Here is a 24210-nt window from a genome sequence, read left to right as displayed (position 1 = left end):
GACCACGAATTCTCATTTTCATCAGGGTAATGGAGCATAATTTCTCGATTATTTCTAAATAAACGAGAAAATTAAGTCATGCTTGGACGGCATTGTGCAAAATAAATTCAAAGAGGAGCGATGAAAGCAGCTTACTCGTTTTTCCTGGTCTTCAAGATTCAAGTTTCATGAAGCGTTAAGCACGGAGTCTTAGCATCATTCCTGAGATGTTTTTCTCTTGGCGCGCCCCGATTCCTTCGCGACGGCTTTCAGTCCTTCCAAGTTGATGATGCGAACGTGTCTTTGATTAATTTCAATCAGGTTCAGTTCATCGAAATGGGTGAGCGTTCTGCTGACGGTTTCGAGTTTGAGACCTAAGAAACTGCCGAGTTCTCCTCGAGTCATTCTCAGGACGAATTCGCTTTTTGAGAATCCTCGGGCTTCGAACTTTCTCGCAAGATTCAGCAGGAAGGAAGCAAGCAGCTGGGTTGAGTTGGTGCAGCCGAGAATGAGCAGGTTTTGATGCGCAGCGACGATTTTTCTTCCGAGCAGAAGACGAAATTGGCGCGCGATTTTTAGATCTCGGTCGCAAAAAGCTTCGAGTTCACGATAGCGCAAAGAACAGATTTCACTGTCCTCAAGGGCCGTGACGGTGCAGATATGGTATCCGGTGGGGATCGCTTCTGCGCCGAGCACTTCTCCGGTCATGTGGAAGTCGGTGACTTGTTCGCTGCCGTTCTCGTTTAGAACGGAGCTTTTAAATGAACCGAGCCTGGTGATGAAAAGCGTATCAAGGGGGTCGCCGGCTCTGAACAGTATTTCGCCTTTAGGAACTCTTCTTTGGGAGACGATATGAGAGGAAAAAATTTCTGTTTCTGCGTCATTCAGATCGGCAGACAGGCAGAAGTGCCTGAGATAGCAGCCGGCACAGCCGGCGCGATTTGCCGATAAAGATTGCGTGAAATTAGAAGCCATTTTCTCTAAATACTGTTATAAGAGGCAAAAAAGCTTTGCGGCCTTTGATGATTTGAGATAATTTCGCCTGTTGCAAAAATAATAACAGAACCTAGAAAAATCAAAAATTTTTTAAAAGGAACCCTGATGGAAACACAAGGAAAACTGAACGTTGAGTTCCCGGATCTTGAACTGCTCCAGAGATTCGATGTTCCGGGCCCAAGATATACCTCTTATCCCACCGCGGATAGATTTACCAAAGAATTCGGCGCCGAGGACTTTAAAAAAGTGCTTAATGCCCGCGGTACCGGCGACAATACGGCTGATTTATCTTTGTACGTCCATATTCCTTTCTGCGCGAATGTCTGTTTCTTCTGCGGCTGCAATAAGGAAGTGACCAAAGACCATTGTCGCTCCAAAGAATATCTGGAAGTTTTGAGCAAGGAGTGCGAACTGGTTTCGGCTCAGATCGGCGGCAACAAAGAAGTCGTTCAGCTTCATTTCGGCGGCGGCTCTCCGACTTTCCTGAACAATGAAGAAATTTTCCAGGTGATGGACATTATTCGTTCTCACTTCACGCTGGCGCCGGATGCAGAAATTTCCATTGAAGTCGATCCTCGTTCGACCCCTGTCGACAAGGTTGAAGTTTTGGCCAAAGCCGGTTTCAACCGTATGAGTATCGGCGTTCAGGACTTCGATAACCGAGTTCAGATTGCAGTCAACCGTGTTCAGCCTTTCGAAATGACCAAAGCCGTCCTTGACGCCGCTCGTGCCAACGGCTTTAAGTCCATCAACATGGACTTGATCTACGGTCTTCCGTTCCAGTCCCGCAAGACCTTTGAAATGACTCTGGACAAAGTGATCGAACTTTCTCCGGATCGTATCGCGCTCTATCACTTTGCTCATCTGCCCGAGCACTTCAAACCGCAGAGGCGTATCAATGCCGAAGACCTTCCGAGCACACCGGAAAAAGTCGGCATCATGATGGACGCTATCAAACGTTTGAGCGCCAACGGCTATCACTTCATCGGTATGGATCACTTCGCCAAGGTTACCGACGAACTTGCCAAGGCTCAGGAAAACGGTACCCTGCAGAGAAACTTCCAGGGCTATTCCACTAAGCCGGAATGCGACATGGTTGCGCTCGGCGTTTCTTCCATCAGTAAGGTCAACGGCTGTTATGCCGCCAACCCGCGTGATCTGGAAAGCTACTATGCAGCGATCCGCAGCGGCAACTTGGCCACCAACCGCGGTTATCTCTTAAATGACGACGACCGCCTGCGTGCCAAAGTCATCATGGAACTGATGTGCCAGTTCAAAGTCGTTAAGGCCGACATCGAGAAGAAATTCGGCGTTAACTTCAATGAATACTTTGACTTTGAACTGAACAATCTCAAGCACTTCGAGGCCGAAGGTCTGGTTCGTCTGGAGCCTGACTTTATCGAAGTCACTCCGAAGGGCAAACTGCTGGTGAGAGCCGTAGCGATGAACTTCGACCGTTATCTGCGTGAGGACGAAAGAGTTCGCCGTTACTCCCGTATCGTTTAATGTCGAATTACGACACAGTTTCTTTTAGAAATTGAAGACAAAAAGCGAGCCTGGACACTGATAAAAAGGTGCTCAGGCTTTCTTGTTTTACCGTGGAAATCCGCGGTCTAAAAAGGCGGATGCAGAGAGCCATCTGCTAAAATACCGCGGTTACACATTGCTGTTTCGACAGCTTACTTTGAGAAAATATAAATGTTCACTGCATCAGAAATACGATCTACGTTTCTGAAGTTCATGGAGTCTAAAGGACACACTATCGTCGCTTCCAGCCCGGTAGTCCCCGGTGACGACCCCACATTGCTGTTTACCAACGCAGGTATGAACCAGTTCAAGGATGTTTACCTTGGCTTTGACAAGCGTCCCTACACACGTGCGACGACCAGTCAGAAATGTGTTCGTGCCGGCGGCAAGCACAATGACTTGGAAAACGTAGGCTATACCGCTCGCCATCACACATTCTTTGAAATGCTTGGCAACTTCAGCTTCGGAGATTACTTCAAGCGTGATGCCATCAAGAATGCCTGGGAGCTACTTACCGAACACTTCAAACTCCCTCCTGAAAAACTCTGGGTGACCGTGTACGCCGAGGACGACGAGGCTTACAACATCTGGAATAAGGAAGTCGGTATCCCTGCCGATAGAATCGTTCGTATCGGCGACAACAAGGGCGCTCGTTTCGCTTCCGACAACTTCTGGATGATGGGCGACACTGGCCCCTGCGGTCCTTGCTCTGAAATTTTCTATGACCATGGTCCCTCCGTTGCCGGAGGCCCTCCCGGAAGCCCTGACGAAGACGGCGACCGCTACATGGAAATTTGGAATCTCGTGTTCATGCAGTTCAACCGTGATGAAAAAGGCGTGATGCACAAGCTGCCCCGTCCCAGCGTGGATACCGGCATGGGCTTGGAACGTATTTCCGCCGTTCTTCAGGGTGTTCATTCGAACTACGAAATCGACCTGTTCCAGAACCTCATGAAGGCCGTCATTGATGAAGTTAAGGCTGCCGGCGCAGAGGACGTTGATCCGAACAGTCCTTCCGTTAAGGTCATTGCCGACCACATTCGTGCCTGCACGTTCATCATTGCCGACGGTGTTGTTCCGGGCAATGAAGGCCGCAGCTACGTTCTGCGTCGTATTGCTCGCCGCGGTATGCGTCACGGCTTTAAGCTCGGCGCCCGCAAGCTTTTCTTCAGCAACTTGGTTAAAGCCGTTGCCAAAGAAATGGGCGATCAGTACCCTGAAATTCGTAATCCGCATATTCAGGAAGTTTTGCGTCAGGAAGAAGTTCGCTTTTCTCAGACCCTGTCCAAAGGCTTGGATATCCTTAATGAAGCTCTGGCTTCCGGAACCAAGATCCTGGGCGGTGACGTTGCATTCAAACTGCATGACACCTACGGCTTCCCGGTTGACCTGACTGCCGACGTCTGCCGCGAAAAGAATGTTTCCGTTGACTTTGAAGGCTTTGATGCCTTGATGGAAAAGCAGCGTGAACAGGCTCGCGCCAAGGGCAAATTCAAGATGGCTCAGGGCCTCGAATACGAAGGCAAACCGACTGAATTCTTAGGTTACGACACGCTGACGGTTCAGGCCTGCCGCGTCGAAGCCATCTATAAAGACGGCGAACCCGTGAAAGACGCCGAAGCCGGCGACGAAGTCGTTGTCGTTTTTGACCGCACTCCGTTCTATGCCGAAAGCGGCGGTCAGATGGGCGACAAAGGTACGTTCAAGAACAAGACAACGATCCTTAAGGTTGACGATACATTCAAGATCAAGGCGAATGTCTTCGGTCATATGTGCTATGTCGCCGAAGGCGAAGTCAAGGTGGGCGACCTCTTCAGCGCTCAGGTCGACGAAGAAAACCGCGAAGCAACTGCCCGCAACCACTCCGTGACGCACTTGATGCACAAAGCACTGAGAGAAGTGCTCGGTGCTCATGTTCAGCAGCGCGGCTCCATGGTTAACGGCGACAGAACCCGCTTCGACTTTGTCCACACCTCTCCGATGACTCGTGAACAGATCAACGAAGTCGAAGACATCGTGAACAAAGAAATTCTCCGTAATGCACCGACTCAGACCAGAGTCATGCCGATCGACGAAGCTAAGAAGACCAACGCGGTCATGCTCTTCGGAGAAAAATACGGTGAAAACGTTCGCGTTCTGAACATCGGCTCCAGCTGCGAACTCTGCGGCGGTACACACGTCCAGAGAACCGGTGACATCGGTATGTTCAAAATCATTTCCGAATCCGGTATTTCCGCCGGCGTGCGTCGTGTTGAGGCCGTGACGGGTATGGCCGCTCTTCACTACGCTCAGAACCAGGAAGAGATCATCCGAGAAGTGGCTGAAGAACTCAAAGCTCCGGCTCTCGAAGTTGTCTCCAAGGTTGTGGACACCGTCGAACATCTGAAACGCACGGAAAAAGACTTGAACGCTTTGAAGGTCAAGTTTGCCCAGGCCGGCGCCGCTCACATGGCTTCTCAGGCTCAGGATGTCAATGGCGTCGCGGTTCTTGTAACCGAGATGAAAGGCATCGAAACCAAGGAACTTCGCAATTCCGTTGACGGTCTTAAAGATCAGCTCAAGAGCGGCGTGATCGTTCTGATCAAGTCTGAAGACGGTAAAGCCAGTGCTGCGGTCGGTGTGACGAAAGATCTCGTCGGCAAGATCAAAGCCGGCGATGTGATGAAGTTTGTTGCCGAGCAGCTCGGCGGTAAAGGCGGCGGACGTCCTGACTTTGCTCAGGGCGGCGGCGCAGCGCCTGCCGACATGAACGCTCTGCTCGGTAAGACCAGAACGTTCATCACAGAAAAGCTTGCCTAATCAGCTTTTCTGAACGGAACTAAACCGTTGCGAAACCTCCGGATGAAAGTCCGGAGGTTTCTTTTTAGGAGTGAAAAGAAAAGGCCCGCAAATGCGAGCCTCATCAAGTCTTAACCGGATTAGTCCGGATACCCTTCCGGATTCATCTGCTGCCAGCGCCAGGTATCTTCACACATCTTCTCGATGCCGCGCTTAGCCGTCCAGCCGAGAAGCTTCTTGGCAAGCTCGGGGTTGGTCCAATAGGCAGCCTTGTCGCCGGCACGACGAGGGCAGATCTCGTAAGGAATATGTTTTCCGCTGGCTTTCTCAAACGCTTTAACGAGCTCGAGCACAGTTGTGTTGCCGCCGGTGCCGAGGTTAACAGTCAGCAGCTGCGGTTTGCCGTCTAAAACTCTCAGAGCGTCTAAATGTCCTTCAACAAGATCCTGTACGTGGATATAGTCGCGGGCGCCGGTGCCGTCGCGAGTCGGGTAGTCATTTCCGAAAACTTTCAAAGAAGCGCGTCTGCCGACGGCAACTTGGGAAATGAAAGGCATCAGATTGTTCGGAATGCCGTTCGGATCTTCACCGATTAAGCCGGATTCGTGTGCGCCGACCGGATTGAAATAACGAAGGATGGCGATTGACCAATCAGGCTCGGCTTTGAAAGTCTTGCGAAGAACTTCTTCAATCATCCATTTGCTCAGACCGTAGTTGTTGATCGGAGCAAGCGGAGTGTTCTCATCAAATTCATCGTAGCCAGGATCGCCGTAAACGGTGGCGGAAGAGGAAAAAACAAACTCTTTAACACCGAACTTCTTCATGACGCGAAGCAGAACAATAGTTCCTTCGACGTTATAAGAAAAGTAAAGCAAAGGATCGGTTTCTGACTCGCCGACGGCCTTACGGCCGGCAAAGTTAATGACGGCATCGATCGGGAAATCCGCGAACAGCTTCTCTAAAGCCTTTTCGTCACGGATGTCACCGCGTACCAGTGTCGGACGTTTTCCGGTGATCATCTCAATGCGGTCTACGACGGCAGGCTTGGAATTGCTGAAGTTATCGAAAATGATCGGCTCCATGCCGGCTTCGATCAGGCGCACAACCATGTGGGAGCCGATGTAGCCGGTGCCGCCGGTAACAAGAATGTGTTTTTTCATCGTCCGCAAGAAACAAAAATTGGCGCTCCGCCCGAAGGCGGATGCCAAATAATCATTAAATAGAGCTAAAAATTATCTATCAAGCGCATCGAAAATACGGCGGCTGACTTCATTGACGTCGCCGACGCCGTCGATCTTGATGTATTTTGTCTTGCTGTCGCCCTTAGCAACCAGGCTCTGGTAGAAACCGACCAGTGCTTCAGTCTGAGTGTGATAGACCTCAAGACGCTTCTTAACGGTCTCTTCCTTGTCGTCCGGACGCTGAATCAGAGGTTCGCCGGTCACGTCGTCAACACCTTCAACCTTAGGAGGATTGAATTTAACATGGTAAGTACGGCCCGAAGCAACGTGCACTCTGCGGCCGCTCATACGTTCAAGAATGACCTCGTCGGGAACGGCGATTTCAACAACGTCATCGATGGGAATACCGGCTTTAACCAAAGCTTCGGCTTGAGGAATTGTGCGAGGGAAGCCGTCAAAGAGGAAACCGTTCTTGCAGTCCGGTTTTTCCAATCTTTCTTTGACCAGGCCGATGATGATGTCATCGCTGACCAGTTCACCTGCATCCATAATCTTCTTGGCAGCTAAACCGAGGGGAGTCCCGGCCTTCACTGCAGCTCTGAGCATGTCACCCGTAGAAATCTGAGGGATCCCGTAATGTTCACAAATACGGGCTGCTTGCGTACCTTTACCGGCACCGGGAGCTCCGAGAAGAATTAAGCGCATGAATGGCTCCTTTAATAATTAAGAATGTAAATTTAAATTTTGTGCCTTATTGCCCGTAATTTCAAGCTGTCCGAATGGATGAAAACCCAGCAACCGCTTGATCTTCGAAAATAAAACTCGAGTTATTTTTTCTGTAAGTAAGCGCGTACGGCTTCCAGATCTGCGAGCGTGTCCACGCCGGGAGGAATTTCTTCCTCGAAAATGTCTACAGCGATCTTGTAGCCGTTGTAAAGTGCGCGAAGCTGCTCCAGACTTTCCCAGCTTTCCAGATCCGATTTCGGAAGCTGAGGATAAGCTTTCAGGAAGGCGCAGCGGTAACTATAAATACCGACATGGCGCAGGCCGAGATCCCTCGGGAGCGCGTTGCGGTCTTTTGCGAAGCCGTCGCGATCCCAGGGAATCGGTGCGCGGCTGAAATACAGCGCCGAGCCGTTTTTGTCGGCAACGACTTTCACAACGTTGGGATTAAAGAATTCTTCCGCCGAATGAATACGAATGGCAGCCGTTCCCATGCTGCAGTCCGAGCGGTTCATCAGAAGTTCTGCAACATTCTTGATGACTTTCGGAGGAATTAGGGGTTCGTCCCCTTGGACGTTCACGATGATTTCATCATCGGGGATTTTGCAGACTTCGGCCGCTTCGCAGAGGCGGTCGGTGCCGCAGGCATGATCTTTACGCGTTAAACAGGCTTCGATGCCGTTGGCTTCACAGGCTTTGAGAATCAGTTCATCGTCAACCGCGCAGATCACACGGGAGGCGCCGCTTTTTAAAGCCTGTTCGGCAACGCGCACGATCATCGGCTTTCCGCAGATGTCGGCAATGGGTTTATTGGGCAGACGGGTGCTGGCTAAGCGAGCAGGAATAATGACGGTAAAGCTCATTTTTTGTCCAGTTCCTCGATTTCTTCTTCCTTCATTTCTCGAGCTTCAGTCGGGACCATGCAGGGGATGCCGTCAATGACGGGGAAGGCCTTCATGTCGGAACGGCAGTAAAATTCTTTTTTCTTTTCGTTCCAAAGTAGCGGACCCTTACAGAGAGGGCAAACTAAGATTTCAGTGATTTTTGCGTCCATAAGCATTCCGTTTAGAGTTGCTGAGCAGCTTCTTTGCTCTTTTTAGCTGCAGCGGTGATTTTCTTCTCGACAAAATCAACCAAGAATTTATCGAGCTTGGTTTCCAGCGGAACCACAAAAATGCGCTCGTCGTTTTTCAAATCGGCGTGTTTACGACATTTGACGGCATCTTTTTCCGTGATAAAGATGAGGTCGGCTTCGCAGTCTTTAAAAGGATTCTTGGAATAGTCGTAATGGTCCGGAAGAGCAATCGGGCGCACTTCCAATCCATGAGCCTTCAGCATGGAGAAGAATCTTTCCGGGACGGCAATACCCGCCATCGCGACGGCCTTCAAACCCTTTTTAAACTGCATTCTCGAAAGCGTATCCAAAGAAACGATTTCGCCGGTGGCGTAATTGACTGCGTTTGTGAATCCGCTTGTCGCAACGTAGCGCGGAGTAGAAGACGTCACGATATCTTCTGTGGCGTTCAATACAATCGCGTCGACTTCATCGAGACGGGACGGCGGTTCACGCAGTGGACCGGCCGGAAGAACCCAGCCGTTTCCTAAACCGCGGGCTCCGACGACGGCTAATTCGACATCTCGATGGAGTGAATAATGCTGAAGTCCGTCGTCGCTGATGATGACATTGACAGTCGGGTAGGCTTTCAGTAAAGCTTCAGCGGCTTCAACACGTTTCGGACAAACAAACGTCGGGGCATCCGTAGCCTTTTTAATCAGCAAAGGTTCATCGCCGACGATATCAGGATTGCTGTCGAGGCGAACTTCAACCGGAGACTCTGCTTTGCCGCGGTAGCCGCGGGAGATAACACCGGGATTCCAGCCGCGTTCTTTCAGATCTTTGACTAAAGCGATGGTGACCGGAGTTTTTCCGGTTCCTCCGACATAAATATTGCCGACGACTACGACAGGCACTCCGACTTTAACAGGCACGGTTTTGCGACGCCGCGAGGCTGCCATGGAGAGAAAAACCGCAGAAGCGGGCAGAAGCAGCCAGGATATCAGTCCTTTGCGATCCCACTGTTTATGCAGAAACGTTTCTAGTTGTACTTGCATTGCCGTGAAGCAAAAAATAAAAGATTATTTTAACGTGATAGCGGTAAAAACTGCCGATAACTCATTAATTCAGCGTAGGCTTCCTAACGTGTCGATCTGCATCTGAAAGTTACAAAACCTAGGTAAAACCTTTACTTCAAAAGTCAATAGTATTTTGGGCAAAACACAAAATAATTATTTGCCGAGTACTCAAGAAGTTATGAAATTTAGAGGTCCTTTCATTGTTAATAACTTTGTGAATAACTCGGTGAGAAGTGACTTAATTTCATGACGAAAAAGCAAAAAAGAATTGCCAGGGAGGTAATTTAACAAAATAAATTTCTTTTAAATCAATAAATTAATAATTTCTCTCATTAAAAAGAAAAATTTTTGTTCTTCAAATTCGGATTGTTGAAAATGTGAATAAAATTGTGAGTAACTTGTGAAGCAAAAGGAAATTTTGCAATCTCACTCGCTCCTTGTATTTAGCACGTGAACAATAAAATGACCGATAAAGCCTTCTCTGTCACGCAGTTTGTTGACATCGTTAATTTGTCATTTGAGCAGTTTGAATCAGTGGCTGTTGAAGGGGAGATCTCAACTTCAACAAAAGCCTCGAGCGGACACTGGTATTTTTCAATTAAAGACGAAGAAGCGGTTCTTTCCTGCGCGATGTTTCGGGGGAAACTTTACTCCGTGCGCGGTGTCTTCAAGGTTGGCGACAAAGTTCGAGTCACAGGAAAACCGAATCTTTATCCCGGAAGCGGGAAATTAACATTTATTTGTTCGAAGATTGAAGCTGCCGGGGAGGGAAAACTCTATGAACTTTTCCTTCGTTTAAAAAATGAGTTGACAGCCTTAGGCTGGTTCGATCAAAGCCGAAAGAAAGCGATCCCTCGGGTGCCTCGTACGATCGGAATTATCACCAGCAGAACGGGCGCCGCACTGCAGGACGTTATGAATCGTCTGAGGGCGCGTGCACCTTACGTTAGAGTCCTCCTTTATCACACGGCCGTCCAGGGAAAGGGTGCCGAAGCCGAGATCGCTCAGAGAATCAATAAAGCGAACCAGGACAACAAAGCAGATGTTTTGCTTCTGGTGCGGGGGGGCGGATCTCTCGAGGACTTATGGTGTTTTAATGAGAAGATCGTCGCTGAGGCGATCGTCAATAGTCATATTCCGATTATTTCCGGCATCGGTCATGAGACCGATACAACTATTGCGGATTTTGCCGCGGATTTTCGTGCGCCGACTCCGACCGGAGCGGCCGAGGCAGCCGCGGAAAAACAATCTGTTTTGTTTTGGGAAATAGATTCGGCCTGGGTTCTTCTGCATCGCTCATTCGAGAACCAATTCAATCGGGCGCTTCAAGATGTGGAAAATGAATCGCGTCCTTTTGAAAATCCTCAAGCTTTTTTAGAAACGTTCCGCCATCGCCTCTCTGCAGTCTCTCATCTTCAGCGTCCTGTGCTCAGCTACTATCGCCAAAATCTGAACTCTTTGAAATCCAGACTTCAGCTGGATATGCAGAACTTTCTCTCTTCCTCGCTTGAAAGAGAAAAATTTGCCGCTCGCTACTTTATTTCTCCGAGCCGATTCATCGAACCTTATGAAAAAAGACTCCAAGCGGCCTCTCCGATCCTAAGGCTGGATACTGCTGCGATGAGAAGCCGAATCGATTTGATTTTCAGCTCCATAAACACGGCGCAAAGTGCATGTCTGAGAATGAATAGGGCAGAACTAGGAGTCGCAGAAGAAAATCTCCAGGCTGAGATGGACGTAAAAATCCGTTCGGCAGGTGACGCACTCCGGTTAGCAGCACCTCAGATGACATATGCCTTTGCATCTCAGGGTTCAAGGTGCAATGAACTCTTTGCAATGATCTCCGGGGTTGTACAGTCAACGATCGCTGCCAACCGAAAGGTACTTCTGAAAGAGTCTTCCTGGTTGAAGAGATCTCGTCCGAAATTGGACCGTAGGCCTTTGAATGCGGCATGCAATACCGTGCGCAGCAGCCTGATCCAAAAGTTTGAAAGGGACACAATTCGTCTGCGCAGTCTGGAGCAGGTCTGGGAGCTGCTGGATCCTTCGAAGCAAATCCGCGGCAACAGCGCCTTTATCTATCGCGGCGGCAAGCCTGTGATGTCCGTCAGTGAGCTGAAGGAAGGTACGGATATTGAGGTTATGATGAAGGACGGAGCTTTTGTTGCTCGAGTTGGGGAGATAAAGAAGGACTAAGGGTGTCTGCATACCATAATGGTCTGCACAAGAATTAAGGAGATTAAAGCTATGGCATTTACAGTACCCCCGCTTCCTTTTGCAATGGACGCTCTTGAACCGTATATGAGCTCCAAGACACTTTCCTATCACTACGGCAAGCACAACACAGCTTACAACGACACACTGAATAACCTCATCAAAGGCACGGACTATGAAACGATGCCTTTGGAAGAAATTATTCGTACGACACAGAGCGGCCCGATTTTTAACAATGCGGCTCAGTGCTACAACCACACATTCTTCTGGAATAGCTTAAAGCCGAACGGCGGCGGTCAGCCCACAGACGTGATCGCATCGCAGATTAACGCCAAATGGGGCAGCTACGACGCCTTTGCAGATGCCTTCACAAAGAGCGCCGTCGGTAACTTCGGTTCCGGCTGGACCTGGCTGGTTGAAAAAGAAGACGGCACACTTGATATCGTCAATACAAGCAACGCCGGCACACCGATCACCGGAACAGACTCTCCTCTGATCACCTGCGACGTTTGGGAACATGCATATTATCTTGATTACTACAATATGCGCGTCACCTTTGTTCAGACGTTCCTGCAGCATCTTGTGAACTGGGATTTCGCTGCAAAGAACTACAAATAATCGTTTGACGATTTCGTCCCGTAAACACACGGGATGAAGACAAAAAAAGAAAGCGGGGCCGGACTTAATGTCCGGCCTTCGCTTCTACAAACCAAGGAGAAATCAAATAGGTTCCGTTAATTAGGATTGAACTTGAACTGCGGATGACATTCGGCGCAGTAGTTCACGGGTGCTTCATGCTGCAGATGGCATAAGGTGCATTCGCCGTTATGCGGAGCTTTATGCGGATTTACCGGGCCGATAGCTTTGGTCTTTTCGATCAGAGCGTCTTTTTGATGGCACTTCAGACAGGTTTCCTGATCAGGATATTCAGGACTTTTTCCGTCCGGACCGTGACAGGAAGCGCAGGCCATGCCGTGAGCAACGTGGCGATCGGCGCCGAACTTCGGAGCCTCGGCAGAAAAGGTCGAGGACATCGTGAAGAGGGCAGCAAGAACAACCAGTAGAGATGCTGTTTTTTTCATAATCTTCTCCGATAGGGATTTTTAAATTTCCGATGTTTTGCGATTTCGTTTTTTCTATTATTGAAGGTCGCTCTTCGCTTTTCAATCTGTACCAAGGTACATGTACCAAAGTACATATTCGACTTTTTTGAACTTTCCTAGACTGTGCTCATCGGATCAAATGATCCACGGTTTCAAAACAAAATTCCTTTAAATCCTTTCGGAGAAAATAAGATGAGTACCAATCGCCGTGACTTCCTTAAACTTGCAGGTGCAGCCGCTGCTGCCATTACTTCCACCGCTGCCGCACACGCCGGAGTCCCTGCTTCTTCCGTTGCTAAATTTGATGACGAATATGACGTCGTCATTATCGGTTCCGGTTTTGCCGGCATGGCCTGCGCACTGAAAGCCGGCCAGGCAGGCAAGAAAGTTCTGATCCTCGAAAAAATGCCGACTGTCGGCGGCAACTCCGCAATCTGCGGCGGCAACGTCGCTTGCCCGGTCAACCCCGTCCAGGCTGCCCAAGGCATCAAAGACAGCAAGGAACTCTTCATTGCCGACTGCTTGAAAGACGGTCTGGGTATTAACTACCCGAACCTGCTCGGCACGATCGCCGACCGCTGCAATGACACCATCAAGATGGTTGTGGACTGCGGCTGCGAATTCGTCCCCAACAAGATGCTCTTCGAAGCCGGTCACTCCGTTCCTCGTTCTTATGAAATCAAGGCCGGCACCGGATCCGGATACATCATTCCGATGCATAATGAACTCAAGAAGCTCCCCAACGTCAAGATCATGACGCGTGCCAAGTTCGATGATTTCATCCTGGACGAAAACGGCCGAGTCGTCGGTGTGACCTATCGTAAAGGCTATCGCTTCGACTCTAAACTGCAGAGCGACGATATTGAAAACAAGAGCGGCCGTCCCGCTACTGTTAAAGCAAAGAACGGCGTGATGCTGGCTGCCGGCGGTTTCTCCCGCGACATCTTCTTCCGTCAGGCTCAGGATCCCCGCGTTGTTCCGACCACAGACTCCACGAACCAGCCGGGTGCTACTGCCGGCGTGCTGATCAAAGCTTTGGGCATCGGCGCTCAGCCTGTTCAGCTTTGTTGGCTGCAGTTCCTTCCGTACTGCAACCCGCGTGAAAAAGGTTTCGGTGTCTCTGTTAACTTCACCAACCACGCCTGCATGGACTTAGGCCTGGTCGTTGACAGAAAGACTGGCAAACGCTTCATGGACGAACACGCCGGCCGTAAGATCAAATCCGACGCTCTGTTCAAAGTCATCGGCACCGACGAAAACTATCCGATTGCGATCTGCGACGACGCCATTGTTAAAGCGATCAACCCGTCCTTCGTTAAGCTTCCTTTGGAAATGGGTACGGTTAAGAAGTTTGACACACTCGAACAGCTGGCTGATGCCTTCGGTATCCCCAAACAGGCCCTTCTGGACGAAGTCGCTAAATTCAACGGCTACGTTAAAGCCAACGATGACAAAGACTTCCACCGCATCCTTACGTTCAACAAGGGGCTCGATGTTTCCAAGGCTCCGTTCTACGGCATTGAAGTCAGCCCGAAGATTCACCACACCATGGGCGGCGTGATGATCAATGAAAACGCAGAAGTCATTTCTGCCAACACCCACAAACCGATCCCTGGCCTCTATGCCGGCGGTGAAGTAGCAGGCGGTGTGCACGGCGCATCTCGTTTGGGAACCGTGGCAGTTATCGATGCTTTGACATTCGGTATGATTGCCGGCGAAAACTTCGCCAAGATGCAGTAATTTCTCAGGAGGGAGGTTCGGTGAATAAGCCGAACCACGGCCGGAGCAGACAATAGGTTTGTTCCGGCTTTTTAATTTGTTTGGCGCAGCTGGGGAAGGCGAGAGATCTTGTCTCCGGGTTTGACATGATTTTTCTCAAACCAAGATTCGTTCATTTCCAGTGCGTAAAACGCTTTCGCTTTGCTGCAGTGGATATCAAGTGTCAGCGGCTTCATTTCCTCAATATTAATAATGAAGCCGTCTTTATCGATGAAGGCAACGGAAAGCGGGATGAGGGTGTTTTTCATCCACATGCAGACAGCGTCGCTGCGGTCCATGACGAAGAGCATTCCGGAATTTTCCGGCAGATGTTTGCGGAACATCAGACCTTTTTCCCGGCTGGCGTTGTCGGCGGCAACTTCGACAGGAACCGTGATGCCTTTCACCATGAGTTTGAGCGTATCGGCTGCGCAAGCATATTGCACGCTCGAGAGAAGTACAAAAGCAGCGGAGAAGAGGGCAATTCTGATATTCGGTGTCATGATAAAAGCGGAAAAATAAAGGAGCTCCGAGAGCTCCCTTCGTTTAATCAAAAACGAATCTTATTAGGCGGGTTTGATGTTGTCAGCCTGTTTGCCTTTTTCGCCTTCTTTCAGGTCGAATGTGACACGCTGGCCTTGTTTCAACGTCTTGAAACCATCCATTTTAATTGCAGAGAAATGGGCGAAAAGATCTTCGCCGCCGTCATCGGGAGTGATAAATCCATATCCCTTAGCGTCGTTAAACCATTTCACGGTTCCTGTTGCCATATTTAAACTTCTCCCAAAAACTGACGGCGATGTCCATTACTCTCACGCGCCTAATACTAAAAACGATTGTCGAACTCTGTGAGCAAGACGAGTGACTGTTACATTCTTATGGGATTGTAAATAAATGTCAATTAGTAAATTTCGCATATAAAAGAAATACAAATTACAGCAAAGGAGGGTAACTTATTGTATTTTCTCTTATAAAGGCGGTTTTCTCGGGGCAGAGTGCTTATATTATCAAGATTGAAATTTTTCCTCTTTCGTAAAAAACGTTGCAGTTACACCACAAGTAATAGCCGAATCTGTAAGAGTTGTAAAAATTTTACCCGTGCATTAACTGAAATTGACACGTTGACGATGCTCGCTAAGGAGACAAAAAAGCCGACATTTCAGCCGGCTGGATAAGTTTGTTTTTGGTCTTAATGACGACCTGAAGAACCGAAACCGTCGGTTCCGCGTTCCGTGGCGACAAATTCGTCGACCACTTCAAAAGTCGGCTGAACGACTGGGACAATAACTAGCTGGGCAATTCGTTCCATTGGCTCGATGGTGAAGGGTGTCTGAGAACGGTTCCAGCAGGAGACCATTAATTCGCCCTGGTAGTCCGAGTCAATAAGTCCGACTAAGTTGCCGAGCACTATGCCGTGTTTATGACCGAGACCCGAACGAGGGAGGATTAAAGCTGCATAACCGGGATCGCCGATGTAGATCGCAAGACCGGTTTTGATGAGCTTGGTTTCACCGGGCTGGAGGACCAGCGGTTCATCCATCACGGCACGAAGATCTAATCCGGCAGAGCCGAGCGAAGCGTAGCTTGGCATTTTTTCGCGGATCTTCGGATCCAAAATCTTAATTTGAAGTTTCATAGGATTAAATCACTCTCTTTTTAAGAAGGTCGGCAAGGGCTTCAATAATCTCTTCGGCAAGTTCGGCTTTAGAACTGAGCTCTTTGGCCTCGATTCCGTTTTTGGTGACAAAAGAAGCCTGATTTTGGGTACTTCCGATCGCAGACGCCGGATTGACGACAATCATATCCGCCGCTTTAGAGTCGAGCTTCTTGCGTGCGTTTTCAGCAAGATTGTCTGTCTCGGCAGCAAAACCGATAACCGCCGAGCACAGGCCGGAATGGCCGACATAGGAAAGAATGTCGGGATTTTTAATAAGCTTGATCGTTAATGTATCCTGACCTTTTTCCTTCTTGAGTTTGCTTTCCGAGTATTCGACCGGACGCCAGTCGCCTACCGCAGCGACGCCGATAAAGGTATCGGGCGTGTGTTCAGCCAGTTCTTTTTTGACTGCCTCAAACATCTCTTGAGCCTGCCGAACGGGGATAACCGCTGCTTTGTCCGGGTAGGACACGCAAACCGGACCGCTGACAATCGTGACCTCGGCGCCGGCGCGAATTGCAGCGGCAGCAATAGCAGCTGCCTGTCGCCCGGAAGATCCGTTGGTGATCCCTCGAACCGGATCAAAAGGCTCAAATGTCGGGCCCGCAGTCATTAGGACTTTCTTTCCGGAAAGGATCGAAGGTGTAAAAAAGGCTTCAACATCTTCCAGAATTTGTGCCGGTTCCCGCAGACGTCCCTCACCGACATCTCCGCAGGCCTGGTTGCCGGCTTCCGGACCGGAAAACAGAACGCCATCCCCTTTTAGGGTTCGAACGTTTCGAACCGTCGCCGGATTTCTCCACATCTGCACGTTCATAGCCGGGCAAAGCATCAGCGGACACTCCCGTGCAAGCAAGGTGCTGGAAACCAAGTCGTCGGCAATACCGTTAGCTGCTTTCGCGATGATATTGGCCGTTGCCGGAGCGACGACGATAAGATCCTTATTCTTGCGAAGAGAAATATGCGGAAGCCGCATTTTAGGATCCCACATATCCTCGGCGACCGGCTTCCCGCTGAGTGTCTCAAACGTCAGCGGCCCAACAAACTGCGCAGCCGCTTTGGTCATCATGACCTCAACATCGGCGCCGGCTTTCACGAGCAGACGGAGAAGTTCACAGGCTTTGTATGCGGCGATACCGCCTGTGACGCCTAAAAGGATATGTTTTCCCTGAAGAGACATTTTCAATCTCCGATTAATTCTTCTTTCCGAAGAACTCAGCCAGGACGACAATGCCGGCGCCGCAGCAAATGCAGATATCGGCGACATTGAAAGCCGGCCAATGGTAGGAGCCTACATGGAAGTCTAAAAAGTCTACGACTACACCGATAGTGAATCGGTCCCAGGCGTTGCCGAGCGCGCCGGAAAGAACCAGAGCAAGACCCAGACAAAGAAATTTGCGGGAGCTGTTGCGGGCAATGATCACGCAGATCACCAAGCTCACAACGATGGCAAGTCCGGCAAAAAGCGGACGCTGCCAGCCGCCGGCATCGGCTAAGAAGGAAAAAGCTGCCCCGCTGTTGTACGCGACGACTAAATTGAAGAAATCCGTGATTCGATCGACATCACCGGTAATGAGGCGATGCTGAATCCAGTTTTTGGTCCACTGATCGAAACCGGTTAATGCCAGTGCAAAAACCAGCCAGCCCAAGAGGGCCGGCCAGTTCCACTGTCTAACGGAAGAGACAGTTTTTCTCATTAGGCAAAGCGTCTGGTTTCAGGCGTGCCGAAGAGGTTGCCGACGCAGCGGCAGCACAGTGTCGGATAGTTTTTATCCTCACCGACGCTTTCCTTGTACTGCCAGCAGCGTTCGCACTTCTTGGCTTCGCTGGGTTTTACCGTAATGACGCGCTCAGGGCTGACGCCGTCAAGTGTGACTTTGCTGGTAATCATAACGAAAGCAGCTTCGTCTCCCAAACCCTTGATCAGGTCGTATTCTTCCTGCGGCAGCTTCAGAGAAACTTCAGCCTGCAGAGAAGAACCGATCAGACCTTTTTCACGCTGACGTTCGATTTCCATCTGAACGTTCGAACGAAGATCTCGGATGATGGACCACTTGTTGAGCAGTTCAACGCCTTCCTTAACATTCGGCAGCTCGGCATAGCGTTCAACGAAGATCGTGCCTTTGTTTTCCGGATTGAAGACGGCGTAAGCCTCTTCAGCGGTAAACGAAAGCGCTGGAGCAAGCAGTTTCAAGAGCGCATCCGTGATGTACCACAAAGCGGTCTGAGCAGAGCGACGAGCCGCGCTGTCAGGTGCAGTGGTATAGAGACGATCCTTGAGGATATCCAAGTAGAAGCCGCCCAAGTCGCCGCTCGCAAAGAGCTGCAGAGCTGCATAAGCAGTGTGGAACTGGTAATGGTCGTACTTGTCCAGAATTTCTTCCTGAAGCGATTTCATGCGGGCAATGGCCCAGCGATCCAATTCAACCATTTCTTCAACAGGGACGGCATCTTTCTTGATGTCGAAGTCGCTGGTGTTGGCAAGCAGGAAGCGGATCGTGTTTCTGAAGCGGCGATAAGCGTCAACAGTTCCCTTAAGGATCTTTTCGCCCAGAGAAATTTCTCCGGTGTAGTCAGAAGAGGCAACCCACAGACGAAGAATTTCGGCGCCGTACTTATCGTTGATTTCAGACGGAGCAATCACGTTGCCGAGCGATTTGCTCATCTTGCGGCCTTGTTCGTCAACGGTGAAGCCGTGTGTCAGAAGTCCTTTATAGGGAGCACGGCCGTCGATGGCGCAGCCCGTGAGCAGAGAAGAGTGAAACCAGCCTCGGTGCTGGTCGCTGCCTTCAAGATACAGATCGGCAGGGTAGGTCAGCTTATCGGCGTGAGAGCCTCTCATCACGGTCATGTGGGTTGTACCGGAGTCAAACCACACGTCGAGCGTGTCTTTGGACTTCTCGTACATTTCCGGTTCCAGATCCGTGAGTTCAGTCGGTGTCAGACGTGTCCAGGCTTCAATGCCTTCTTTCTCGACGACGTCAGCGACTTTGTTGAGAATCTTCATCGTTTCCGGATGCAGTTTGCCGGTTTTCTTATGGATGAGGAAGGGCAGAGGAACGCCCCAGTTTCTCTGACGGGAAATACACCAGTCAGGACGGTTGGCGATCATGTTGTGCAGGCGGACTTCGCCCCATTCAGGAACGAACTGAGTTGCTTCAACGGCTTCCAAAGCGGTCTTGCGTAGCGGATCCTTCGGGTCGTTTTTGTTGATGACGCCCTGGGTATCAGCGTTAGCCTCGTCCATACGGATAAACCACTGATTGGTGGCGCGATAAATCAAAGGTGTCTTATGGCGCCAGCAGTGCATGTAGCTGTGCATGACTTCGCCGCGGGACAGCAGATTGCCTGTGACGGCGATCGTGTCGAGAATCTTGTTTTTGGCTTTCCAGACGTTTAGGCCGCCGAAGAGCGGCAGGGAGGCGGCGTATTCGCCGTTGCCCTGGACCGGATTCAGGATCTCGTCGTTGGTGAAGCCGGCGCTCTTGCAGGAGATGTAGTCATCCACACCGTAGGCGGGTGCGGAGTGAACGATGCCGGTACCGGAAGTGGATTCGACGTAGTCGGCCAGCAGAACCGGAGAGAAACGGTCGTAGAAAGGATCGAGGGTTGCCAGCGGGTGCTTGAAACGGATGCCCTTGAAGGCTTCGCCTTTGGCTTTGGCGATAACTTTTCCTTCCATGCCGTAGCGCTTGAGGGCTTCTTCATAGAGGCCTTCGGCAAGAATGAAGCTGCGGTTCGGAGTTTCAACGAGAACGTACTCCAGATCCGGATGCATGTTCAAAGCCTGGTTGGCAGGAATGGTCCACGGTGTCGTTGTCCAAATAACGACGGCGGTCGGTTTTTCCAGCTTGACGCCGAAGATGTCTTCGAGCTTGCCCCTGTCTTCATCGGAAATCGGGAAAGCAACGTCTAATGTCGGAGACTGACGATCCTTATATTCAACTTCCGCTTCGGCCAGAGCGCTTTGGCAGTCAAAGCACCAGTTCACGGGTTTCAGGCCGCGGTAGATAAATCCTTTACCGAGAATTTCGCCTAAAGCGCGAATTTCTTCTGCTTCGGTTTCCGGACGCATGGTGAGGTAGGGATCATTCCAGTCACCCAACACGCCGAGTCTCTGGAAGCCGGCCATCTGAGACTTCACCTGCTCTTTGGCGTAGGCACGGCACTTGGCCATGACTTCTTCCTTCGGAAGATTCTTACCGTATTTCTTTTCGATCTGAATTTCAATCGGCATACCGTGGCAGTCCCAGCCCGGTACGTACGGAGCATCAAAGCCTTCCAATGTTCTGGATTTAAGAATGATGTCCTTCAAAATCTTGTTGACTGCGTGGCCGACGTGAATGTTTCCGTTGGCATAGGGAGGGCCGTCATGCAGAAGGAAGCGCTTTGCACCTTTGCGTGCGGCACGAACTTTGCCGTACACGTCCTTTTCTAGCCATTCTTTAATCCAGGCCGGTTCGCGCTTCGGCAAGTTGCCGCGCATCGGGAAGGGTGTGTCGGGTAAATTCAGAGGATATTTTTTTTCTTCAGTCTGAGGCTGCTTTTTCTGAGAAGAATCAGTCATTTTAGTCCTTGGCCCCCTCGGGCTCTTCAAGGGTTAATCGAAAATTAGATACGAAGTCCTAAGATCTGTTTGGCTTTGAGCTGATCGTCGGCAATTGCTGCACGCAGTTCTTCAAGAGAACAGAATTTTTTCTCATCTCGAATCTTAGAGAAGAATTCGACCTTAACATCTTGGTCGTAAAGATCCCCGTGGAAATTGAAGAGATGAGTTTCCAGGAGGTACTCGCCGTGATCGTCAACCGTCGGTCTTCTTCCGACACAGGCCACGCCTTCAATCGGCCGAGGGCCGATACCGTGCGCTTTGACGGCATAAACGCCTTCAATGGCAGGTTTGGCTTTGGAATGCGGCGGCAGAATACGCTGATTGATCGTCGGGAATCCGAGAGTGCGTCCGAGCTGTTTGCCGTGAAGAACCCGACCGCTGATCATGTAGGGACGCCCTAACATGTAGTTGGCTGTCGGAATATCTCCCTCGGCAAGAGCATGACGGATGCGGGAGCTCGAGATCGGCGCATGCGTGTGGAAAAGCATCGGCATAGGATGAACTTCGAAGTGAAACTCTTTTCCCAGCTGTTCCAAAAGCTTGATGTCGCCGGCGCGTTTGTCTCCGAAACGGAAATTTTCTCCGACCGTCACCCAGCGCGCATGAAGTCCGTCCACAAGGATTTCCTTCACAAAGTCGCAGGGAGAGAGCGAAGCTAAATGTTCGTTAAAGCGAAGAATGTAAACACGCTGGATACCGCAGGCTTCGATGGCTTCCACTTTATCGTGCAGACTCGAGATGCGGCGCGGTGCGTCTTCGGGATTAAAAAATTCGCGCGGATGAGGTTCAAAAGTTAAAACAGCCGGGCAGAGCAGTCTGGCGTGCGCTGCTTCAACAACTTCATGAAGAAGAGCTTGGTGGCCGCGGTGAACTCCGTCGAAGTTACCGATGGCAACCGCACAGTCAAGTCGTTCTTCAGGGCTCGGCAGTCCTCTAAAAACCTTTTTCATCCTTAATGTTCCGTGAACAAAATAATCAGTTTCAAAAACAGAATTCGGACACGAGTAAAAATGGTCCGAACCACTGATTATAAAAGACACTCGGCGAAGGCTCGGACGGACGAATATGAAAATTCTTGTTAGAAAAGCCCTTTCTTTCAAAACCAACGGAGAACAGTGGCAAAATCTCGGTATTCGTTACGAACACATCCCATCATGTCTAAAAATATCGTTGTCTTAATCTCAGGAAGAGGCAGTAATTTCAAAGCGGTTTACGAGCGTTCCGTTCAGGAAAATTGGCCGGAGAAGTACGGCGTCCGAATTTCCGGCGTGATCTCTAACCGCCCGGAAGCCGGCGGACTCACTTTTGCAAAGGAAAACAACATTCCTTTTAAAGTGATCGATCACAAGGAATATCCGACTCGTGAAGCTTTTGAAGAAGAGCTGATCAAGGCCTGCGAGGATTTTGATGCCGACCTTATTGTTCTGGCCGGCTTCATGAGAGTTTTGACATCGTTGTTCGTTAATGCATTTGAAGGAAGAATTCTCAACATTCATCCTGCACTGCTTCCCATGTTCCCCGGACTTCATACCCATGAAAGGGCGTTAGAAGCCGGAATTCGAATTCATGGTGTTACTGTTCACTTTGTGTCGGCAGTATTAGACGGAGGCGCAATCGTAGGACAGGCGGCAGTGCCCGTTCTCGCAGGTGATACACCCGATGAATTGGCGGCGAGGGTTTTGAAGCAGGAACATATCCTCTATCCTCGCGCCGTGCGCCTTGTTGCCGAAGGAAGAGTCAGATTAGAAAACGGCAGAACGATCATGGATAGAGGAGCAAGTCAGGAACTTGCGATTCTCGGCTGAACCGCTCTGCCACACGGAGTAATAAATTGGAATCTAAAACGAATAGAAGCGGGGCCGCTCGCCCGGGCAGACGCCGGGAAGCGCCCAAGCGTCATTTGACGGATCGTCAGCGTGCAGCCAAAGAACGTTTGGCTCGTATGTCGCCGGAAGAAAGAAGAACGCATGATCCGAAGAAGGCGCCTAATCCTCGAATGAAGAGCACGCACAACGGCGAAGTTCGTATTACTTCGCTGATTGTGGACGAACTCGCAAAGGCTCTTCGCAAAATTTTGAAGCTCGACGGACCGGCAGACGTCCTGATGAGTCTTTATTTCAAAAACGCTCGTCATCTCGGTCCGCGCGAAAGAACCATTATTGCCGAAGCCATTTACTACACGATGCGTCATCTCTCGATGATCACTTGGCGTATGGCGCCCGTTTGCCCGGCTAAAGCACCGAAGCTCACCGGGCTGCTCACGCTCGCGCTGCAGTACGGCATCGACAGCATTCCGGATTCCACCCTCGGACGCGAAAAGGAACCTCTGAAGAATATGCTTCGACCGAAGAATTCCGAGGCTCCGAAAGAAATTCAGGCCGAAGTGCCGAAATGGCTCTACGACAAAGCCGTGGTTCAGTACACCGACCACAAAGCTTTGTTTGAAGCCATGCAGCAGAGTGCGCCTCTGGATCTGAGAGTCAACACGCTCAAAGCGACGCCTGATGAAGTCATCGAAGAGCTGACTCAGCACGGTGTTCAGGCAGAAAAGGGTCAGTACTCTCCGGAATGCGTTCGTTTGAACATTAAGCCGGCACTGACTCAGTGGCCGATTTATAAAGAAGGCAAGGTTGACGTTCAGGATGAAGGCTCCCAGCTGATTGCTCGTCTGGTTCAGCCCAAACGCGGCGAAATGGTTTGCGACTTCTGCGCGGGCGCCGGCGGAAAGACTTTGGCTTTAGGCGCTCTGATGAAATCCACGGGCCGCATCTATGCTTTCGACGTCAACGAAAAGCGTCTGGCCGGTCTGACACCGCGTATGCGTCGTGCCGGTTTGTCCAATATTCATCCTGCCGTGATTCGCAATGAACACGACCTGCGTGTGAAGAGACTCTACGGCAAGATGGACAGAGTCTTGGTCGACGCTCCGTGTTCCGGCACCGGAACGTATCGCCGCAATCCGGATCTGAAGTGGAGATTCGGAGAAGAAGAGCTTGATCGAATTAATGAGATTCAGAAATCCGTGATTCGCTCTGCGGCCAAGATGCTGAAAGCCGGTGGCCGTTTGGTCTACGCGACATGCTCGATTCTGCAGAGAGAAAACCAGGACGTTATCAATGATTTCCTGGCTGAAAATCCCGATTTCCGCCTGTTGAATTCTTACGAAATCTTAGGCAAGCAGGGAATCGAAATCTCTCCCTATCAAGCTCAGAGATTCGGTGACTTCTTCGCGATGCTGCCTCAGCTCAACGGTACCGACGGATTCTTCGGTGCTGTGCTCGAAAAAGTAAAACCCGAATCCAAACGCAAGGCTCCGAAGGCCGAAGAAGACAAAGCTTCCGACGTTCCGGCAATTGAACAAAAAGAAGAAGGTCAGCCAGAAACCGGTGCTCCCGCCGAAGCTGTTCAGGCAGACAAACCTTCTGAAGAAGCGAAGGAAGAGGTGACGGAGCAGGCAAAAGCCTAAGTTCTGAAGAACAAAACTCGCGGTCTTGTAGTTCTCAAAACCGCGAGTTTTCTGCTGAAAAATTGCGAAACTAGGGCACTAAAAGT

21 protein-coding genes are annotated in these 24210 nt (G+C 50.3%); 7 read left to right on the top strand and 14 right to left on the bottom strand.

From position 1 onward, the window contains the following. Positions 1–195: 195 nt before the first annotated feature. Positions 196–954 (bottom strand): cyclic nucleotide-binding domain-containing protein, encoded by a 759-nt coding sequence (locus tag HMPREF9439_RS10465; protein ID WP_008811676.1) that lies wholly within the window; start codon positions 952–954, stop codon positions 196–198. 126 nt (positions 955–1080) lie between these two features. Here HMPREF9439_RS10465 and hemN point away from each other — a divergent pair, with 126 nt between their 5' ends. After that, on the top strand, positions 1081–2481 hold the full coding sequence (gene hemN, locus HMPREF9439_RS10460) for an oxygen-independent coproporphyrinogen III oxidase (protein ID WP_008864832.1): 1401 nt from the start codon (positions 1081–1083) through the stop codon (positions 2479–2481). Positions 2482–2673: 192 nt separating this feature from the next. After that, positions 2674–5301, top strand: coding sequence for an alanine--tRNA ligase (gene alaS / locus HMPREF9439_RS10455; RefSeq protein ID WP_008811678.1), 2628 nt, complete (start codon positions 2674–2676; stop codon positions 5299–5301). A 119-nt stretch (positions 5302–5420) separates the two neighbouring features. On the opposite strand, the gene galE is transcribed toward alaS, so the two are convergent. From galE to lpxK, 5 genes are all read right to left on the bottom strand, one after another. Next, the gene (gene galE, locus HMPREF9439_RS10450) at positions 5421–6440 is read right to left on the bottom strand and encodes a UDP-glucose 4-epimerase GalE (RefSeq protein WP_008811679.1); all 1020 of its coding nucleotides are present in this window, start codon (positions 6438–6440) and stop codon (positions 5421–5423) included. Positions 6441–6512: 72 nt separating this feature from the next. Continuing rightward, positions 6513–7166, bottom strand: a complete 654-nt coding sequence (gene adk / locus HMPREF9439_RS10445) for an adenylate kinase (RefSeq protein ID WP_008864831.1) — start codon at positions 7164–7166, stop codon at positions 6513–6515. A gap of 122 nt (positions 7167–7288) precedes the next feature. After that, entirely contained in the window at positions 7289–8047 is a 759-nt protein-coding gene (kdsB, locus tag HMPREF9439_RS10440) for a 3-deoxy-manno-octulosonate cytidylyltransferase (RefSeq protein WP_008864830.1), read from the bottom strand. Continuing rightward, entirely contained in the window at positions 8044–8238 is a 195-nt protein-coding gene (locus HMPREF9439_RS10435) for a Trm112 family protein (protein WP_021867813.1), read from the bottom strand. The genes kdsB and HMPREF9439_RS10435 overlap by 4 nt, the downstream gene beginning before the upstream one ends. A gap of 11 nt (positions 8239–8249) precedes the next feature. Then, complete coding sequence (lpxK, locus tag HMPREF9439_RS10430; RefSeq protein ID WP_008811683.1) at positions 8250–9296, bottom strand: tetraacyldisaccharide 4'-kinase; 1047 nt, start codon at positions 9294–9296, stop codon at positions 8250–8252. Positions 9297–9779: 483 nt separating this feature from the next. Here lpxK and xseA point away from each other — a divergent pair, with 483 nt between their 5' ends. Beyond that, a complete protein-coding gene (gene xseA, locus HMPREF9439_RS10425) occupies positions 9780–11513 on the top strand; it encodes an exodeoxyribonuclease VII large subunit (protein ID WP_008864829.1) in 1734 nt (577 codons plus the stop codon). A gap of 51 nt (positions 11514–11564) precedes the next feature. Then, complete coding sequence (locus tag HMPREF9439_RS10420; RefSeq protein ID WP_040603615.1) at positions 11565–12149, top strand: superoxide dismutase; 585 nt, start codon at positions 11565–11567, stop codon at positions 12147–12149. A gap of 116 nt (positions 12150–12265) precedes the next feature. Here HMPREF9439_RS10420 and HMPREF9439_RS10415 read toward each other — a convergent pair whose 3' ends face one another. Next, entirely contained in the window at positions 12266–12613 is a 348-nt protein-coding gene (locus HMPREF9439_RS10415) for a cytochrome c3 family protein (RefSeq protein WP_008811686.1), read from the bottom strand. Between the two features lie 213 nt (positions 12614–12826). On the opposite strand from HMPREF9439_RS10415, the gene HMPREF9439_RS10410 reads away from it, so the two are divergent. Beyond that, positions 12827–14374: a flavocytochrome c gene (locus HMPREF9439_RS10410; RefSeq protein ID WP_008811687.1), complete on the top strand. Its 1548-nt coding sequence runs from the start codon at positions 12827–12829 to the stop codon at positions 14372–14374. A 71-nt stretch (positions 14375–14445) separates the two neighbouring features. On the opposite strand, the gene HMPREF9439_RS13140 is transcribed toward HMPREF9439_RS10410, so the two are convergent. The 7 genes from HMPREF9439_RS13140 to HMPREF9439_RS10375 form a co-directional block, all read right to left on the bottom strand. Further along, the gene (locus tag HMPREF9439_RS13140) at positions 14446–14895 is read right to left on the bottom strand and encodes a DUF192 domain-containing protein (RefSeq protein WP_008864825.1); all 450 of its coding nucleotides are present in this window, start codon (positions 14893–14895) and stop codon (positions 14446–14448) included. A gap of 63 nt (positions 14896–14958) precedes the next feature. Further along, positions 14959–15162: a cold-shock protein gene (locus HMPREF9439_RS10400; RefSeq protein ID WP_008811689.1), complete on the bottom strand. Its 204-nt coding sequence runs from the start codon at positions 15160–15162 to the stop codon at positions 14959–14961. A gap of 419 nt (positions 15163–15581) precedes the next feature. Beyond that, on the bottom strand, positions 15582–16028 hold the full coding sequence (gene dut, locus HMPREF9439_RS10395; RefSeq protein ID WP_008864824.1) for a dUTP diphosphatase: 447 nt from the start codon (positions 16026–16028) through the stop codon (positions 15582–15584). Positions 16029–16032: 4 nt separating this feature from the next. Continuing rightward, positions 16033–17229: a bifunctional phosphopantothenoylcysteine decarboxylase/phosphopantothenate--cysteine ligase CoaBC gene (coaBC, locus tag HMPREF9439_RS10390; RefSeq protein ID WP_008811691.1), complete on the bottom strand. Its 1197-nt coding sequence runs from the start codon at positions 17227–17229 to the stop codon at positions 16033–16035. A gap of 13 nt (positions 17230–17242) precedes the next feature. Beyond that, positions 17243–17746, bottom strand: coding sequence for a signal peptidase II (gene lspA, locus HMPREF9439_RS10385; RefSeq protein WP_008811692.1), 504 nt, complete (start codon positions 17744–17746; stop codon positions 17243–17245). Beyond that, the gene (gene ileS / locus HMPREF9439_RS10380) at positions 17746–20616 is read right to left on the bottom strand and encodes an isoleucine--tRNA ligase (RefSeq protein WP_008864823.1); all 2871 of its coding nucleotides are present in this window, start codon (positions 20614–20616) and stop codon (positions 17746–17748) included. Before ileS ends, lspA begins: the two co-directional genes overlap by 1 nt. A 44-nt stretch (positions 20617–20660) precedes the next feature. After that, positions 20661–21608, bottom strand: coding sequence for a bifunctional riboflavin kinase/FAD synthetase (locus tag HMPREF9439_RS10375; protein WP_008864822.1), 948 nt, complete (start codon positions 21606–21608; stop codon positions 20661–20663). A gap of 204 nt (positions 21609–21812) precedes the next feature. Between HMPREF9439_RS10375 and purN the strand changes: the two genes are divergently transcribed. Together purN and HMPREF9439_RS10365 are read left to right on the top strand one after the other, a co-directional pair. Next, positions 21813–22463: a phosphoribosylglycinamide formyltransferase gene (gene purN, locus HMPREF9439_RS10370; protein ID WP_008811695.1), complete on the top strand. Its 651-nt coding sequence runs from the start codon at positions 21813–21815 to the stop codon at positions 22461–22463. A gap of 26 nt (positions 22464–22489) precedes the next feature. Further along, positions 22490–24124, top strand: a complete 1635-nt coding sequence (locus HMPREF9439_RS10365) for an RsmB/NOP family class I SAM-dependent RNA methyltransferase (RefSeq protein ID WP_306573367.1) — start codon at positions 22490–22492, stop codon at positions 24122–24124. The last annotated feature ends 86 nt before the right edge of the window (positions 24125–24210 follow it).

Source organism: Parasutterella excrementihominis YIT 11859, from assembly GCF_000205025.1.
GTDB lineage: Bacteria > Pseudomonadota > Gammaproteobacteria > Burkholderiales > Burkholderiaceae_F > Parasutterella > Parasutterella excrementihominis.
This window is presented reverse-complemented; position numbering and strand designations above follow the sequence as displayed.